The organism is Rhizobium sp. NLR22b (assembly GCF_019685295.1).
Taxonomy (GTDB): domain Bacteria; phylum Pseudomonadota; class Alphaproteobacteria; order Rhizobiales; family Rhizobiaceae; genus Rhizobium.
This window is the reverse complement of sequence record NZ_JABDWM010000007.1, coordinates 1-16828: the sequence shown is the minus strand read 5'-3', so window position 1 is coordinate 16828 and position 16828 is coordinate 1. Positions and strand designations below refer to the sequence as shown.

Annotated in this window: 18 protein-coding genes; 7 read left to right on the top strand and 11 right to left on the bottom strand. The window is 60.8% G+C overall.

Annotation, left to right across the window (positions count from 1 at the left end; all coding sequences use genetic code 11):
* Positions 1–34: 34 nt before the first annotated feature.
* The 4 genes from HJC00_RS33010 to HJC00_RS12850 all read right to left on the bottom strand — a co-directional run bounded on the left by HJC00_RS33010 (position 35) and on the right by HJC00_RS12850 (position 3714).
* A complete protein-coding gene (locus HJC00_RS33010; protein ID WP_221164137.1) occupies positions 35–1384 on the bottom strand; it encodes a hypothetical protein in 1350 nt (449 codons plus the stop codon).
* A gap of 179 nt (positions 1385–1563) precedes the next feature.
* Positions 1564–1962 (bottom strand): Fur family transcriptional regulator, encoded by a 399-nt coding sequence (locus tag HJC00_RS12860; RefSeq protein ID WP_210630812.1) that lies wholly within the window; start codon positions 1960–1962, stop codon positions 1564–1566.
* Positions 1959–2771, bottom strand: coding sequence for an iron chelate uptake ABC transporter family permease subunit (locus HJC00_RS12855; RefSeq protein WP_210630811.1), 813 nt, complete (start codon positions 2769–2771; stop codon positions 1959–1961). The genes HJC00_RS12860 and HJC00_RS12855 overlap by 4 nt, the downstream gene beginning before the upstream one ends.
* Entirely contained in the window at positions 2764–3714 is a 951-nt protein-coding gene (locus HJC00_RS12850) for a metal ABC transporter ATP-binding protein (RefSeq protein ID WP_210630810.1), read from the bottom strand. The genes HJC00_RS12855 and HJC00_RS12850 overlap by 8 nt, the downstream gene beginning before the upstream one ends.
* 101 nt (positions 3715–3815) lie before the next feature.
* Between HJC00_RS12850 and znuA the strand changes: the two genes are divergently transcribed.
* From znuA to HJC00_RS12830, 4 genes are all read left to right on the top strand, one after another.
* On the top strand, positions 3816–4898 hold the full coding sequence (gene znuA / locus HJC00_RS12845) for a zinc ABC transporter substrate-binding protein ZnuA (RefSeq protein ID WP_221164136.1): 1083 nt from the start codon (positions 3816–3818) through the stop codon (positions 4896–4898).
* 144 nt (positions 4899–5042) lie between these two features.
* Complete coding sequence (zigA, locus tag HJC00_RS12840) at positions 5043–6248, top strand: zinc metallochaperone GTPase ZigA (RefSeq protein ID WP_210630791.1); 1206 nt, start codon at positions 5043–5045, stop codon at positions 6246–6248.
* A gap of 475 nt (positions 6249–6723) precedes the next feature.
* Positions 6724–7107, top strand: a complete 384-nt coding sequence (locus tag HJC00_RS12835) for a VOC family protein (protein ID WP_221164135.1) — start codon at positions 6724–6726, stop codon at positions 7105–7107.
* Positions 7108–7200: 93 nt separating this feature from the next.
* The gene (locus tag HJC00_RS12830) at positions 7201–8532 is read left to right on the top strand and encodes a hemolysin family protein (RefSeq protein ID WP_221164134.1); all 1332 of its coding nucleotides are present in this window, start codon (positions 7201–7203) and stop codon (positions 8530–8532) included.
* Here HJC00_RS12830 and chrA read toward each other — a convergent pair whose 3' ends face one another.
* Complete coding sequence (chrA, locus tag HJC00_RS12825) at positions 8533–9954, bottom strand: chromate efflux transporter (protein WP_210630786.1); 1422 nt, start codon at positions 9952–9954, stop codon at positions 8533–8535. It abuts the gene before it with no gap.
* Between the two features lies 1 nt (position 9955).
* Entirely contained in the window at positions 9956–10771 is an 816-nt protein-coding gene (locus HJC00_RS12820; protein WP_210630785.1) for a sulfurtransferase/chromate resistance protein, read from the bottom strand.
* A gap of 332 nt (positions 10772–11103) precedes the next feature.
* Here HJC00_RS12820 and HJC00_RS12815 point away from each other — a divergent pair, with 332 nt between their 5' ends.
* The gene (locus HJC00_RS12815) at positions 11104–11418 is read left to right on the top strand and encodes a hypothetical protein (protein ID WP_221145435.1); all 315 of its coding nucleotides are present in this window, start codon (positions 11104–11106) and stop codon (positions 11416–11418) included.
* A gap of 513 nt (positions 11419–11931) precedes the next feature.
* Here HJC00_RS12815 and HJC00_RS12810 read toward each other — a convergent pair.
* The 4 genes from HJC00_RS12810 to HJC00_RS12795 all read right to left on the bottom strand — a co-directional run bounded on the left by HJC00_RS12810 (position 11932) and on the right by HJC00_RS12795 (position 14433).
* A complete protein-coding gene (locus HJC00_RS12810; protein ID WP_210630781.1) occupies positions 11932–12234 on the bottom strand; it encodes an acid shock protein in 303 nt (100 codons plus the stop codon).
* An 804-nt stretch (positions 12235–13038) separates the two neighbouring features.
* Positions 13039–13335, bottom strand: coding sequence for a hypothetical protein (locus HJC00_RS12805; protein ID WP_210631595.1), 297 nt, complete (start codon positions 13333–13335; stop codon positions 13039–13041).
* 350 nt (positions 13336–13685) lie between these two features.
* Entirely contained in the window at positions 13686–14075 is a 390-nt protein-coding gene (locus tag HJC00_RS12800; protein WP_221164133.1) for a hypothetical protein, read from the bottom strand.
* Positions 14065–14433, bottom strand: coding sequence for a hypothetical protein (locus tag HJC00_RS12795; RefSeq protein ID WP_221164132.1), 369 nt, complete (start codon positions 14431–14433; stop codon positions 14065–14067). The genes HJC00_RS12800 and HJC00_RS12795 overlap by 11 nt, the downstream gene beginning before the upstream one ends.
* 209 nt (positions 14434–14642) lie before the next feature.
* On the opposite strand from HJC00_RS12795, the gene HJC00_RS12790 reads away from it, so the two are divergent.
* Complete coding sequence (locus HJC00_RS12790; protein WP_221164131.1) at positions 14643–15737, top strand: hypothetical protein; 1095 nt, start codon at positions 14643–14645, stop codon at positions 15735–15737.
* Between the two features lie 113 nt (positions 15738–15850).
* Positions 15851–16135: a CopG family transcriptional regulator gene (locus tag HJC00_RS12785; protein ID WP_221164130.1), complete on the top strand. Its 285-nt coding sequence runs from the start codon at positions 15851–15853 to the stop codon at positions 16133–16135.
* Positions 16136–16491: 356 nt separating this feature from the next.
* Here HJC00_RS12785 and HJC00_RS12780 read toward each other — a convergent pair.
* Positions 16492–16828 (bottom strand): hypothetical protein (locus tag HJC00_RS12780; RefSeq protein ID WP_405048787.1); only part of this gene is annotated, 337 nt, incomplete at its 5' end.

Sequence of the window (16828 nt, the reverse complement as noted above, 5' to 3'; positions counted from 1 at the left end):
TGTTAATCCCTTGTTAGTATAAGTCTTCTCCCCATTAGCGGTTAATTAACCTTGGGAGACGAGTGAAATGATCAGCAGAGCAGCAAAATTCAGCCTCGCTGTGGCGTCCCTTCTGGCAAGCAGCAGCTTGGCGACGGCAGCCCCCACAGTCGTTAACTGCAAGGCCGCAGTCCGCGGCACCCTCGAATACAGGCTGTGCATGCCCACGCGGACAGTACAGACCGACAGCAAATTCGGTCCGAACGATAAGGATCGCAGCAGCCATGACGCCGGTGGCAAGAAGACTTCCAGCACCAGCTCGCACGCCATCAATGGCAACGGTGGCAATGGCGGGGACAGCGAAGACGTCGGCCAGAATGGCGGCAGCGGCGATCAAAGCGGCAGCGGCGACCAAGGCGGCAGCGGCGATCAGGGCGGCAGCGGCGACCAGGGCGGTAGCGGAGATCAGGGCGGTACCGGCGATCAGGGCGGTAGCGGTGATCAGGGCGGTACCGGTGATCAGGGCGGCAGCGGCGACCAGGGCGGCAGTGGCGACCAGGGCGGCAGCGGCGATCAGGGCGGCAGCGGCGATCAGGGCGGTGGCGGCGATCAGGGCGGCAGCGGCGATCAGGGCGGTGGCGGCGATCAGGGCGGTAGCGGTGATCAGGGCGGTAGCGGTGATCAGGGCGGCAGCGGTGACCAGGGCGGCAGCGGCGACCAGGGCGACAAGGGCGATAAGGGCGACAAGGGCGGCAAAGGCGACAAGGGCGACAAGGGCGGCAAGGGCGACAAAGGCGACAAGGGCGGCAAAGGCGACAAGGGCGGCAAGGGCGACAAGGGCGACAAAGGCGACAAGGGCGGCAAGGACCACGATGATCACGGCCGCGGCAAAGGCGGGAAGGATCACGACCACGCCAAGGACGAACCCGGTAAGGGTGGAAAAGACCATCACGGCGGCAGCAAGGACGGGGAAGATCACGGCCCCGGCAAGGGCGGCAACGACGACACGGGCAGCAGCGGCAATGGAGGTGCCGGCAAGGGCGGCAACGACGGCGCGGGCAGCAGCGGCAATGACGGTGCCGGCAAGGGCGGCAACGACGGCGCGGGCAGCAGCGGCAATGATGGCGCCGGCAAGGGCGGCAACGACGGCGCGGGCAGCAGCGGCAATGACGGTGCCGGCAAGGGCGGCAACGACGGCGCGGGCAGCAGCGGCAATGACGGCGCCGGCAAGGGCGGCAACGACGGCGCGGGCAGCAGCGGCAATGATGGTGCCGGCAAGGGCGGCAACGACGGCGCGGGCAGCAGCGGCAATGACGGCGCCGGCAAGGGCGGTTCCGGCAAAAACTGATCGGAACGATTGAGGCGGTCTGCCCGCGCCAGTCCGCTGGCCGGCAGAGCGGGCCAACCCCTCTTTCCTGATGCTCGCGCTTGTCGCGAGCATCTCCCTGCGGTCGCACCAAGCAGATCCTCGAAGCCAGCGCGAGGCTGACTCGGACGAAAAAAGGTTGTCAGCACGTGGAGGGCCGGTTTGCCGGCCTTATCCTTTTGAGCGCCCTGTTGTTTGCAACGGGACGGCTCCCCGTCTTACGCCCCGCAGGCCTCGCACAATCCGCGAATCTCGATCGTGGTCTTCTCGGGCTTGAACTTCTGCCCGCGCACCCAGCTCATCAGCCGGTGGTCGACCTCGTGATCGTGGAATTCCATCACCTGGCCACAGCTTTCGCAGATGGCAAAGGCGACGATGCCGTGGCTGTGGCAATTGTCGCCCGGATGGGCGCAGGCGACGAAGGAATTGATGCTTTCGAGCCGATGCACGACACCATATTCGAGCAGCTTCTCCAGCGCCCGGTAGACCTGCAGCGGCGCGCGAAAACCATGGTCGCGCAGCTTGTCGAGGATGGTATAGGCGCTGAGCGGCCCCTCGGCCTTCTCAAGCACCTCGAAGACCAGCGACTGGTTCTTGGTGAGTTGCGGTGTTGTCATGAGCCTTGTCCTTGCGCGAGCGCGCGGCGCCTGACGGGAAGCAGGCTGAGAATGAAGAGGATCAGCGCCGCGACCACGATCGAAGGACCGGACGGCGTGTCGTAGGTCAGCGAGCCGAACAGCCCGCCAACGACGGCGGCCGCTCCGATCAGCGAGGCCAGCACAGCCATGATCTCCGGCGTGACCGAGAAGCGCCGCGCCGCCGCCGCCGGAATGATCAGCAGCGAGGTGATCAGCATGATGCCGACGATCTTCATGGCAATCGCGATGACGACGGCCATCAACAGCATGAAGAACAGCCGCGCCCGCTCGGGTCTCAGCCCCTCGGCCTCGGCAAGCTCGGCATTGACGGTGGCCGCGAGCAGCGGCCGCCAGAGCCAGGCGATCGCCGCCAGCACGAACAGCCCGCCGCCCCAGATCAGCGCAATATCGGTGGTGGACACGGCGAGGATATCGCCGAACAGGAAGGCGATGAGATCGATCCTGACCCAGCTCATGAAGGCGACCATGACGAGGCCGATCGCCAGCGTCGCATGCGAGAGGATGCCGAGCAGCGCATCGGCCGACAGCGCCTGGCGCTTCTGCAGGAAGAGCAGCAGCACCGAGACGAGCGCGGCGACAGCGAAGACGGCTAGCGTCAGGTTGAATTCGAAGAGCAGCGAAAGCGCGACGCCGAGCAGCGCCGAATGGGCGATCGTATCGCCGAAATAGGCCATGCGCCGCCAGATGATGAAGCAGCCGAGCGGCCCGGTCGTCAGCGCCAGCCCGACGCCGGCAAGGATGGCGCGCACGAAGAAATCGTCAAGCATGGCGGCCCTCCCCGCTGCGGGAATGGGCATGTTCATGAGCATGATCGTGCCCATGATGATCGCCATGAGCGTGGGCATGCGCATGCCCATGATCTTGGCCATGTGCATGCTCACGGGAATCGTGAGCGTGCTCATGCGCGTGATGTCCATCTTCGGGATGGCAATGGTCGGTCACTGAACCGTCCGCATGCAGCACGCGACCATCCGGCAGGTGTGTGTGGTCGTGATGATGGCTGTAGACGGCGAGCGTCTGAGCCGCCCGGCTGCCGAACAGGCGCACATATTCCGGGCTGCGGCTGACGGCCTCGGGCGTGCCGCGGCAGCAGACATGGCCGTTGAGGCAGATCACCGTATCGGTCTCGGCCATGACGACATGGAGATCGTGCGAGATCAGCAGGACGCCGCAGCCGCTGGCGTTGCGGATCGATTTGATGAGGTCGTAGAGCGCGATCTCGCCGGAGAAATCCACCCCCTGCACCGGCTCGTCGAGCACCAGCAGGTCAGGCTTGCGGGCAATCGCCCGGGCCATCAGCGCCCGCTGGAACTCACCGCCGGAAAGGTGCTGCACCTCGGCGCCAATCATGTGGGCAATGCCGGCGGCTTCGAGTGCGGCCTGTATGTCGCGCTCTGGCAGCGGCCCGGTCAGCGTCATCAGTCGGCGCACCGTCAGCGGCAGCGTCCAGTCGATCGAAAGCTTCTGCGGGACATAGCCTACCTTGAGGCCGGAGAGGCGCTCCACCCTGCCCTCGTCCGGCTTCAGCACACCGATTGCCGCCTTGGCGCTCGTCGATTTGCCCGAGCCGTTCGGCCCGATCAGCGTGACGATTTCGCCGCGCGAAACGGAAAATTCCACGCCGCGCACCAGCCAGCGGCCGCCGCGCAACACGCCGACATTTTCGAGCGAAACCAGCCGTTCGCCCTTGGTATTTGCGGGAGAGAGCATCAAATTTTCCGAAAGCGCTGTTGCATCCTGCTATTGCACACGTTATAGCATAACGCAATTGATGTAATAACATAACATTTGTAATTCAAGCGGAGCATATGATGAAACGCGCCTTGGGGCCTGCCCTGAAAACCCTGGCCCTCAGAATTTCGGCTGCCCTCGCCATCCCGGTCCTTGCGATCCCCGCCCTGCTCTTTGCCGGGACGATGCGGGCTGCCGATGCGCCCGTCGTCGTCACCTCGATCAAGCCGATCCACTCACTGGTTGCGGCGATCATGCAGGGCGTGCGCGAGCCGGAATTGATCGTCGATGGCGCCGCCTCCCCGCACACCTACAGCATGAAGCCCTCGAACGCGCGGACCTTGCAGGAGGCGAAGGTCGTCTTCTGGGTCGGCCCGAACCTGGAGGCTTTCCTGGAAAAGCCGCTCGAGACGCTGGGCTCGAACGCCAGTGTCGTCGAACTCGACAACGCTCCAGGACTGGCCAAGCTGCCCTTCCGCGAAGGCGGCGCCTTCGAGCCGCATGACGACGGGGACCATGAAAGCGCCCCCGAGCATGCGGATGCCGCCGAAGATGACCATAGCCACGATCATGCGGCTGAGCCCGGACATGACAGTGGCCACGCGCATCACGATGATCATGAAGAGCATGAGCACGGCCACGGCGCCTTCGACACGCATCTCTGGCTCGACCCGATGAATGCCAAGGCGATGGCGACTGTCATCACCACGACACTGGTCGCCGCCGACCCCGCCAATGCACTGACCTATCAGGCCAATGCCAAGGCGCTTGACGATAAGCTGACGGCGCTGGACAAGGAGATCGCCACCACCGTCGCCCCCGTCAAGGACAAGCCTTTCGTCGTCTTCCACGACGCCTACCAATATTTCGAGAACCGTTACGGCATCCGCGTCGCCGGCTCGATCACCGTCAGCCCGGAAACCATTCCCGGCGCCGAGCGCGTGTCGGAAATCCACCGCAAGGTCGGCGAACTCGGCGCAACCTGCGTCTTTGCCGAACCGCAATTCGAGCCGCGCCTCGTCAAGGTCGTTATCGAAGGCACGAGCGCCAAATCAGGTGTGCTCGATCCGGAAGCAGCGACCCTCAAGGCCGGCCCCGATCTCTACTTTACCCTCATGCGCGGCATTGCCGACAGCATGAAGGCCTGCCTCTCCAGCGCATGACATTCATGCGACGCGCGGGAGCACCTTGATAAAAGGCCTCCCGGGGAGAGGTGAGGCGGAAAGAGGCGGACGACCCCGTTCCGCCTTTTTTCGTCGCCACAGATGTAATGATATAACATCAAATATCGATCCGATGAGGTTCCCATGGACAACAGACTTCCGGTCACGGTGCTCTCCGGCTTTCTCGGCGCCGGCAAGACGACCCTGCTCAACCATGTGCTCGCCAATCGCGAGGGCCTGCGCGTCGCCGTGATCGTCAACGACATGAGCGAGGTGAACATCGACGCCGCACTGGTGCGCGATGGCGGCGCCAATCTCTCTCGCACGGAGGAACAGCTGGTCGAGATGACCAACGGCTGCATCTGCTGCACTCTGCGCGACGACCTGCTGAAGGAGGTGCGCCAGCTCGCAGATCAGGGCCGCTTTGATTACCTGCTGATCGAATCCACAGGCATCGCCGAACCCCTGCCCGTCGCCACCACCTTCGAATTCAGCGACGAGAACGGTGAAAGCCTGTCCGATGTCGCAAGGCTTGATACGATGGTGACCGTCGTCGATGCCGCCAATCTGCTGGCCGACTATGCCTCGGCCGATCTCCTCGCCGACCGCGGCGAAACCGCAGGCGACGGCGACAACAGGATGATCGTCGACCTGCTGGTCGAGCAGATCGAATTCGCCGATGTCGTGGTGCTGAACAAGATCGGCACGGCAAGCGACGAGCAGCGCGACGCCGCACGCAAGATCATCATCGGCCTCAATCCGGATGCGAAGCTGATCGAGGCGGATTTCGGCAAGGTGCCGCTCGCGGAGGTGCTTGGCACCGGCCGTTTCGACATCGAGAGGGCCGAGACCCATCCGCTCTGGTACAAGGAACTGCACGGCTTCAGGGATCACGTGCCGGAGACCGAGGAATACGGCATTCGCTCCTTCGTATATCGCGAGAAGCGGCCCTTCCATCCGGCAAGATTGCAGGCTTTTTTCGATCGGACATGGCCGGGCGTGGTGCGCGCCAAGGGCTTCTTCTGGCTGGCGACCCGACCGCACCATGTCGGCGAGATCAGTCAGGCCGGCGCGATCGTGCGCACCGGCAAGATGGGCCTGTGGTGGGCTTCCGTGCCGCGCGAACAATGGCCCGACGCGCCCGGTTTCCTCAGCGCCATCGGCCCCTATCTCGACCCCGTATGGGGCGACCGTCGCCAGGAAATCGTCTTCATCGGCGCCGACCCGATGGACGACGCGTGGATCAGCAGCGAACTCGACGCCTGTCTGGTGGAAAGTGATGCCTTCACACCTGAACGCTGGCGCAACCTGCCCGACCCCTTCGCCAGCTGGAGCCGGCAGGCGGCATGAAGGCGACAGCGATCAAACGATATCGCTGCGTCTGCGAGGAATGCGATCCGTTGCCGCCGGTCGAGGGGCTGCATCCGTCGACGCATGAGGGCGATGTGAAGGTTGATGCCGAAGAGACTGCTTGGCATCATCGCCGCTGTGCGCCGGAAGGTTTAGGGCAGGCGTCACCTCACCCACCCTCATCCCTGTGACGAGCACAGGAATGAGGAAGGTGGGGAGAGCGACTGTGCTTATCCCTTCACCGCCCTCATCCATTCCCAATCGGCGTTTTAGTTTAATTTTACACACTCCAGTGAACTGCCGTTCTTCCCGACACGACGCGATCGACGCATAGTCCCGAAGATCGGATTCGATTTTGTGCGGAATTGGGCGCAGATTCAAATAACGGAGCGCTGCTCCGCACCTTCGATCGAGCGCCTGGGGCCATTGGATCCGTCGTCCGGGATCGCTCGCCTTAAAGATGATGGAGGAAATCATGCCCGGCATCAGCATGCGTTATATCGTTGACGACGTCGACGCCGCGATGGAATTCTACACGCGGCATCTCGGCTTTTCGGTCGCGCTTCACCCGGCCCCGAGCTTCGCCATTCTGACGAGGGACGGTTTTCGTCTGCTCGTCAGCGGCACAACCGGACCGGGCGGAGCCTCCCAGGCGATGCCGGACGGACGATGGCCGGAGCCCGGTGGATGGAACCGCATCCAGATCGAAGTCGCCGACCTCGAAGCCGAAGTCACTAAGCTGCGCCAGGCGGGCGCGCATTTTCGCAACGACATAGTCCAGGGCATCGGCGGCAAGCAGATCCTGCTGGAAGACCCGGCCGGAAACCCTGTCGAGCTCTTCGAAGCGCCGAAGCGATAAGCGCCGCGGCATCGCAAGAATGGCGGCCGCGCCTTGCCAGCTCTGTGCGAGCGTGTAGTTTCGGACTCGCATCAATTCAGGGGTAAGCAAAATATGTCCGAATCCGCGGGCGGGCTCTTCGACTTTGTCGGGATACTAGCCGTGTTCTTTCTCGTCGCTGCCAATGGCTTCTTCGTCGCCGCAGAATTCGCACTGGTTTCGATGAGGCGCAGCCGTGTTACCGAGCTTGTCTCGGCCGGTCGCATGAACGCCTCCGCTCTCCAGCGCGCCATCGACAATCTCGATGCTAATCTCGCCGCAACCCAGCTCGGCATCACCATCTCGTCGCTGGCTCTGGGCTGGGTAGGCGAGCCGGCGCTCGCCCATCTGATCGAACCGCTGCTCTCCTGGCTGCCTGAACCGTGGGCGACAACCGGCGCCCATACCGTCTCCATCGTCATCGCTTTCGTCATCATCACGGCGCTGCACATCGTGCTCGGCGAACTTGCGCCGAAAAGCCTGGCGCTGCAGCGCAGCGAGGCGACCTCGCTTGCCGTCGTGCGTCCCCTCGGCCTCTTCCTGCTATTGTTCAAGCCGGCGATCTTCACCTTGAACGGTATGGGCAACCTTGTGCTGCGGGCGGTCGGCCTTCGCGCCGGAACCGGAGAATCCTCGTTCCACTCCCCGCAGGAGTTAAAGTTGCTGGTCGCCGAGAGCCAGGAGGCCGGTCTTCTGAACCAGGTGCAGCAGCAACTCGTCGAGCGGGTATTCAACATCGGCGACCGGCCGATCTCCGACATCATGACCCCGCGTCTCGACATCGAATGGTTTGATGCCGACGACAGCGAGGCGGAGATTCTGAAGACGATCCGAGAGTGCAGCCATGAGCAGTTGCTGGTCGCCCGCGGCTCGATCGACGAACCGATCGGCATGGTGTTGAAGAAGGATCTTCTCGATCAGGTCCTCGACGGCGGCAAGGTCAGGCCGCTGGAGGTGATCAAGCAGCCCCTGGTGCTGCACGAGGGTAGCAAGGTCGTGCGCGTCATCGACAGCTTCAAGGCGTCGCCCGTTCGCCTCGCCATCGTCGTCGACGAATATGGCAGTCTCGAAGGCATCGTCACCCAGACCGACCTGCTCGAAGCCATCGCCGGCGATCTGCCGGGCGCCGACGAGGAGCCCGACATTGTCGTGCGGGAAGACGGTTCGCTGCTGATTGACGCGATGATGCCGGCCTTCGACGCCTTCGAACGGCTGGGCCTCAAGGATCGCCCCGACGCCGATTTTCATACGCTGGCGGGCTTCGCGCTGCATCAGCTCCAGCATATCCCGGAAGCCGGCGAAACCTTCCTCTTCGAAGACTGGCGCTTTGAGGTGCTCGACATGGACGGCATGCGCATCGACAAGATGCTCGCAACCCGCGTTCCCGCCGAGGGAACAGAGGCCTGATCAGTTTATCGCCAGCGTCCAGAGCATGCCAGCGATCGCACAGCCGAAGAGCGTCGTGATAACCGAGGTCTTGAAGCGGAAAAGTGCGATGGCGGCGGCGACAGAGAGCGCGATCGCCGCCGGTACGGCAGATTGCAGCTGTGGAATATCGAGCCGCAGGTTTCCGAAACTGACCTGCGCGACTTCGGCAAACAGCGTATGCAGGCCGAACCAGATGGCGAGGTTGAGAATGACGCCGACCACCGCCGCCGTGATCGCCGACATTGCCCCGGCAAGCGCGACATTGCCGCGCAACTTTTCGATAAAGGGCGCACCAAGGAAGATCCAGAGGAAACAGGGCACGAAGGTTACCCATGTCGTCAGGATCGCAGCAAGGGTGGCGGCAAGCATCGGATCGAGCGAGCCGGGATTGCGAAAGGCGGCCATGAAGCCGACGAACTGGAGCACCATGATCAGCGGCCCCGGCGTCGTCTCGGCCATGCCGAGACCGTCCAGCATCTCGCCCGGCTTCAGCCAGCCGAAATGCTGCACGGCCTCCTGCGCGACATAGCCGAGCGCGGCATAGGCGCCGCCGAAGGTGACGACCGCCATCTTGCTGAAGAACAGGCCGATCTGGCTGAAGACGTCACCTGGGCCGAAGAACGCGTAAAGGGTGGCGACCGGCACCAGCCAGAGGGCGAGCAGTATAGCTGATATGCGCATCGACCAGGCGAGGTTGGCGCGCGCATGCGCCGGAATACCCTCGCCTAGCGCCGATTCCGCATCCGACAGCATCGCGCCGCTTGCGGCCTTATGGCCGCCGCCCGCCTTGAAGGCGTCGAGACCGAGCCTGCCGCCGAAGAAACCGATGATTCCGGCGGCCAACACAATCAGCGGGAACGGCACGTGGAGGAAGAAGATGGCGACGAAGGCCGCGGCCGCCACGGCAAGCATGACGCGGTTCCTCAGCGCCCGGCTGCCGATGCGGATGACGGCCTGCACGACGACGGCAAGGACGGCCGCTTTCAGGCCGAAGAACAGGCCGGCGACGATGCCGACGCTGCCATAGGCCGCGTAGATGTAGCTGAGGCCGAGGATCGACAGGAAGCCCGGCAGCACGAAGAGCACGCCGGCAACGAGACCGCCCAATGTGCGGTGCATCAGCCAGCCGATATAGACAGCGAGCTGCTGCGCCTCGGGGCCAGGAAGCAGCATGCAATAATTCAGCGCATGCAGAAAGCGGTGCTCGCCGATCCATCGCTTCTCGTCGACGATAATGCGGTGCATGACGGCGATCTGGCCGGCCGGGCCGCCGAAGCTCAAGGCGGCGACGCGCAGCCACACCCGGAACGCCTCCCCAAACGAAACGCCGTGGTGATGCCCCTCGCCCGCGTCCTTCTTGCCCGCCTGTCCGGCGGGCGCATTCTCCGTCATGTCGACCATCTCATACTCTCTTTTTCGGCGCGGGCCAGTTGTGGGTCTCTTCGGTCGCATCGCGGCACCAGCGGAAGAAGGCATCGTAGAGAAGCATTCCGGCCTCGAGCTGCTCCAGATCGTCGGAATACATTCTCGAGAGGCCGAGCGAGGCGGCAAGCAGACCGGATGCCTCGGGCGCGAGATCGAGCCTGGCCGTATCCGCCGCCCTGACGATCCGCGCCAGGCGCAAGAGCGGTTCGGAGGCCAGGCCGAACTCCTCGACCATCACGTCGAAGGTGCAGAGCTCGCCACGATGGCTCCAGAACACGTCCTCGATATCGAAGGGCGCAGCCCCGAAGCGCTCGCCGACGGCGACAACTTCAGGCGCCGGCACGAACAGGAAGACGGCATTCGGATCGACGAAACGCCGAATCAGCCAGGGACAGGCAATGCGGTCGATTTTTGGCCGCGCCCGTGTCACCCAGACGGTGCGTCCCTGCCCGTCGCGACGCGGCAGCTTCGCCTCGGGCACGACGGGTCCCGCCGCGACCCAGGCTTCGAAGCCGCCTTCGAGGCTTTCCGCCTCGATCCCGGCATGCCTGAGATAGGCGGCGACACCATGGCTGAGTTTGGCGCCCCTGTGGCAGACCACGACGACGGCATCGGCATTGATGCTATCAGCCCAGGACGCAACCTCGGCGTGGTCGCGCCGGATCGAGCCCGGCACCAGGCGCGGATCGAGCCCGAAATCCTCGTCCGTGCGGACGTCGATGATGCAGGGCGCCCCAGGAGTACCAATGAGGCGGCTGAGCTTGTCGGGAGAAATTTCGAGAAATGACGGCATGACGCGTCCTCCGTTGATCGGGTTTACCGGACGCGATTCTTCAGCATGACGCCTCGTGGGGTGATCGCGACCCCAGATCCAAAGCATTGGCAAAGACACCCCGTCCTGTCAAGAACGACGCTTCCGCTGCGGTTATGCCCGTCTATACGGCGGCTGTGCTGTGCGTATGACAGCACGATCTCCTCAGGCGTCATCCCCGCAATTGCCTTTTGCTTTCCGCTCAAGAAGCCGCTCCAGGCTCAAAAATCCCGCCAACACAGGCACTTCGGCCCCAGAATGGAACAAAAGTCCCACTGATCCATTACTTCATCACCGAAAGAGGAGAAAGTACCATGACGTACGACCCCAATAATGCCAACGATCCGAACCGCCCGCTGAACCCGAACCTGGATCTGCGCACGACGCCGACGACGCGCAGCAGCAATACGTGGGTTGTTTGGGTTGCTGCATTGGCCGTGATCGCTGTTGCTGCATTCGCCTATTCGCAGTGGAGCAGCACACCTCCCGGCACTTCGCCGGATACGACAGCCTCCACGACCCAGTCCGAGCCGGCCCCGGCTAAGCCGATCGCTCCGACCGATAACAGCGCAACGCCTGCTCCGGCACCCGCACCGGCTACCCCGCCGGCCGCTCCTGCTCAGCAGTAACCGCTGCCGGTCGAAAGGAGCCGCGCTAGATACCTCCTTGGCGCGTCCGGCCAGGACACGCCAAGGAGGATCTATGCATCGAAGATGCGTATGATCCTAAGGTGACCGCAATCTCAGAGTGACGCGCGGGCACGAGCTTCTTTTGTGCGGCCGCCCCTTGAATAACCGCAATCGGCACTTATTTAGAGATTATTAAATTTGTCTCTGACGGCTGACCACGGATGTACTGGCAGCCGTCATTGAGACAGATCGAGGAAGGTCGGTGCGAGTTTCGCCCGGCCTTTTTTCTTGTTCTCGTCACCAACTCCGAACCAGTCCGGCTACCTGCCTTTATTGATTTCTTGCCGTCGGACCCTTAAGGCTCTGCCGGTCTGGAAAAGCGGTCTCGGCTACCGGAGGTCTTGTAACTGCCGCCGGAATGGCTCTCCATCGTGTCGACATCGCCGCCATCGGTCCGGACCGGGCCGGCGCTTTCGCAGGCTCGATTGGTCGAGCGACGCTGGGATTCAAAGGCTAGTTGGGGATTCTGTTATAGAAAGACTGAGGATCGTAGACGCACTCATGGTCGAGGAGGCAGATCTTGCCGTCTGCGTCTCTCACTCGCGCAGTGTCGTATTTGTCCCCCAGATTGCACCTCGCCGGCGGATAACGAAAGCTGCGGCCGCCGAATCCCATGCGCACGAAGACCCGCTTTTCCTGCTGAATGACGCGTCGGAGTTCCGCGCAGCTGTGGTCCCTGGCATTGACTTCCACCGTCTCGGCGGCAAAGGCTGCCGACGACAGCGATAACGCGACGGCCACGACGACACTTTTCATGGGTAACTCCTGAATGGGAGGGCTGAAGTAGGGCGCTCGGCCCAGAGGGCCAGTAGGGAATTCGCCTGCACCGCGTCGGAGCAGGAATTCCCGCCCGCTCTCATTCAAAGCGACCATCGCCTGACGTGTGGTGCCTGGTGATGCGATGCCCCTCCATCCGCAATCCATCTGTTGTTACCCTTATTGCCGCACGATCCGCACCGCAGCCTTGGCGTCGGCATGCCGATCATCGTACTGGCGCCGAACCGTCGCGCGAGCTCCGAATGGTCGATCCGGGCTTCGTGACAGCATGCCACGCACCTCGCGCTGAGGCTCTCCCCTTTCTTGACCTCGGCCAATGTCAGCTGATCCCCGCCATGGGCCGTGGCCCTTCTCGCAGGTTTGGTCGAGCCCAGTCCTGAAGCCCCTCGTCGGCTGCCTTCGTTGACTGAGTAGCCGGCGTCGGCGCCAGACCTGACAAGGTCGATGCCCTTCTGCTGCTTCATGGTACAAGACGCTCTTTCTGAGCCTTCAAGCGGCGTACGATATTTTTCGACATCAGACTGCTGGCGATAAGGAGCTGATCTCTCAAGAAGTTGGCGTCGGCCAGCAGGTTGCGATAGTAGCGAGCGCATAGCTTTTATGTGCTCGCAAAATAGAGGCAGCCAGATCCACTTCTGAAGGTGGCCAACCGGTTACGGCGGCCCCGATGCTAAAGCCAGGCTGCTCTGACATGACATTTCCTTGGCATTGAGGCTCCGGGTTCAAGGAGTTTCGCTCCCATTTGTCAATGGTTCTCAAAGAGTTAAGACAGTTGCCGCATTGTCAGGGGAAATTGTAAAGCGAGGCGGGATCATAGACGCAGGCATAATCAAGGACGCACTGCCGCCCTTCAGCATCGCGGAAACTCGCCGTGCTGCGCTTGTCGCCCAGGCTGCATTGCGCCGGCGGATACCGAAAACTGCGCCCGCCAAAACCGACTCGAACGAAGACCTTCTTATTCTGACGGATGATCTGCGCAATCTCGCCGCAGCTATGTGCGCTCGCTTTGACTTCCATCACGCCGCCAGCAAGAGCCGGCGACGACAGCGACAAGGCAACGGCAAAGACGACGCTTTTCATGAAACCCTCCAGCTTCGGAGAAGAACATAGGGCAAGCGTGTCGGTGCAGCCAGTATCAACCAGATCTTCCGTTTCTGGAACGATTTCCATCAAACCGGAAGCCCGGTCCGAATTTAAAAATCTCGATCTTTTCAAGAAGATTGGTGGGTGATGTAGGGCTCGAACCTACGACCCGCTGATTAAGAGTAATCAATGGATCCCTGCATCGCCTGAGAAACAAGGAAAGTCGTTTCCAATAGCAGCTTGCTCTCACCCGTAAAAACACGGGAACATATGGTGAATTGTGAACCGCCCTTGGGGATTAGTCCACATAGACCACCTCCGTTTCCACCTCTTACCGGAGGTTCGCGTCACCTGGGCTTAGGGACACTTTTTAAACTGATCATCATAACGTCGCGCTCCGCCTCTTCGACTCGTTCCCTGGCAGCCTTTTTATGAGTCTCTGAAGCCCTGCCGTCTCCCTCAATTTCCTCCAGATGCTTTCTTGCATTCCCAAGAGCCCGCCGAGCTAAATTATATTCAAGGCTATTAAGGGCAAACGATACAACAGCCGAATACGCTCCAGTTATCAAAATGGAGATTGCGGGAACAAGATAAAGCAGCAGGCTCTTTAAATTTGGATCACCTACCCAGCCGTTGATTAAATATACAAGTATGCCGCCGCTACCGCCGCCCGCGGCTATATCACTAGCTGATAGCCTTGAGCTATGCACTCCAGCTTGTAGCCGCCTAGGCGCCATTGGCACCCCCAGCAAGCTTGCGATTCTCGCTCCTTAGCCGCTCTACCTCAGCACGCAGCAGTTTGATCTCAGCTTCTTTGGCGCCTACCTCGTCAGCCAGATCTTTGACGTAGCTGTCGAGGGACTTCTTGATGTCAAGGAGTTCGTCGCGGCTGGAATCAATTTCACGCTGGGCTTCTCGATGCCGCGCGATTGAATCACTCCGCAAAGCCTCCAGCTTCGCATCGATGATTATAGATTGAGATGCGGCCTCACGATACTGTCTAACAGCGCTGACGATAGAGTATACAACTGCGACAAGAGATGCCGCCAGAAGCACGCCGTTTGGCAGAAATGATGAAATATCCGAAAGACTCAAAATAGCTGTCCGTACTCGCCTCCATTCTTGTATATCAGAAGTAGCGGCTTTCACTACTGAAATAACAGAAGAGCCCTCCTGCCCGACGGTTCACACATTACGGCATCAGCTTTCCGTCATGCTTATGGCTCGATATTCGGTTTTAGAAATAAGTTTCGGCCTCGGACAAATAACAAATCTAAAAGATCAGAGTAGACAGGCGGTATCATATGACATTTGCGTTAATATATGGGGGAAAATTCGGTTCATATCTGGTCGCAGATACCCTCGGCACCAAAAGAGTTGCACCAAGGAAAATCGTAAGAGGCCAGCCTGATGCATTGACTACAGGAATGGCATTAGGATCAGAATCAACCCGAGTTCAATATACCGAAGATGTACTTAAAATGTGCAATTTCGGCACCATGGCTTTCGCCTTTGCCGGAGACGGCGCTGCGGCAGAGGATGTAATAGGGGTACTCGGGAAGCATCTGGGTGGCCGTGATGCCAAGGATTTCACCGACGCCGCATTAATGAAGGTCCAAGAGGATGCTTACACCGCGGCAAGGTCGAGGTACGTTAGCAGCCTTGGACTCGTGGCCAACGGACGCGGGTATGATCGCTGGAATTGGAAGGTCCACCAAGGTCCACCGATTATTACCTCCGACAATGATGATCTTGCCATTGGGAGCGGGGCCCAGAGCGCTTTAGCCATGTTAGAGTATGCTCGGAAGGTTACACCGCAAAACTCGGAACAAATATCAGAGTGCGCTTTCTTTTGTGATCGCTTCTTGGCCTCGCAGATTGCCGGCGAACGTCACAACACGTGGGATGTGGGAATAGGGGGCGTCGCCACTGCCATCCATGCAACTGATTCTGGTCTCTACTGGGCACCTGATCGGACGACCTACGTTTTCGCCACGAACGAAGACTATTCTGAACCTCTTCGACCACTTTTGATATACAAAACGGCCTATATCAACGGCGCGGTTGTTTCGTTGTCGTTGACTGTTGAAACAGACGATATGGCATTGATTGTGCGCACAAACTCTGCCTCCATGTTCGATTCCGACAGGGATATCCCTAGCCTTTCGCTGAACTCCCCCGTTGTCAGCGTTTGCATCTTACGTGGATCGAAAGTTTCGTCAGCGCGAATATGGCAGAAGACGTATCGGCAGCCGGGCCCTCTTTGGGACGACGATATTCGGATCGAACGCTTCAGTAACAAGAGAGATTTCCAAGTGTATATGTCTTACGTTACGCGCCCTGACTTCAACGAAAAAATGGAGCATTTGATAAATCATGAGAATGTTTTGGCATACTAAGAAGCGGCAGGGCCTGAGCGAGCTCGGCTTCAGGCACCTTGAAGCTGCGCGCGAGGTTTAATTATTTTGGATCTTGCCGTCTGTCGCACAAGGTCAATCTTTCCAGGTCATCTATGCACGACACCGCCACCCTCCTCGAAGACGCCGCCGACCGGATCGCAGATATCTCGCGAGCTGATCTGCAGATCATGCTCCGCCGAGCCGCGCTCTTATTGCGCAACGCCGGACCGATCGCCTTCGACGACGACATTGAAGAAGCCCTTCGAGATCTGTCCGGCGAATTCGGCAAGACGCGCAACGACACCATCAGGTTCATCGTCCGGGAGTGGATGGAGAAGAACACCTATCTGCCGGTGCACGAGCTCGACGAAGATGGTGACGTGGATGGGAGCGCCTGAGTAGGCTTGCACTGGATCAGAGTAAACGGAAGTCCCACGCGTGTTCTGCCCAGCCCTCCAAGATATGGTTACCGTGGACCGTCTTTCTCTTCCCCGCTCGTACCGACGGTCGCAACCGACGCGCACCGCTACAGCCAGTCCCCTTTCGGACGCTGCAGCCATTATTTTAACGATGGCTCAGTATTGGCGCGACGTCGGCCCGGCCGGGTATTGTATATCTGCGCATGACGCGCAAGAATATGATCAAGGCTGCAACGAAGCCAGCCGAAATCGAAGAGGCTGTCGACGTCGACTGCACTTTCGTAGCTCTCTAGTAGCAAGTTGAGCCGTTTGGAGAACCGATCCGTAAGGCGCTGCTACTGCAATGCGTAACTCACCCGCTCCCCCAGGGCGCGCCCTATGTGGCCGCCCGCAGTGCAGCCGAAGCTTGCGCCCGCAAAACCACCCAAGCCGCCGCCAAATGCGGCGCCAAAAGCTCCCCCTATAGCCGCCCCGACGCTGCAGCCGATCGCCGCTCCTTCGTTACTGTACGTTCCTGTCTCTTTGCCTTCTATGTGCGCATCAGTGTAAGCGCGATTTTCAATGCGCATTGACGGCAGTTGACGGACACTTGCGCTTAGCTGGGTAGCAGTACCCAGCTTTATCAGGCCGCAGTGGTCTTGGAGTAATTGAAGGGCAGCAGGTCGCCGATGT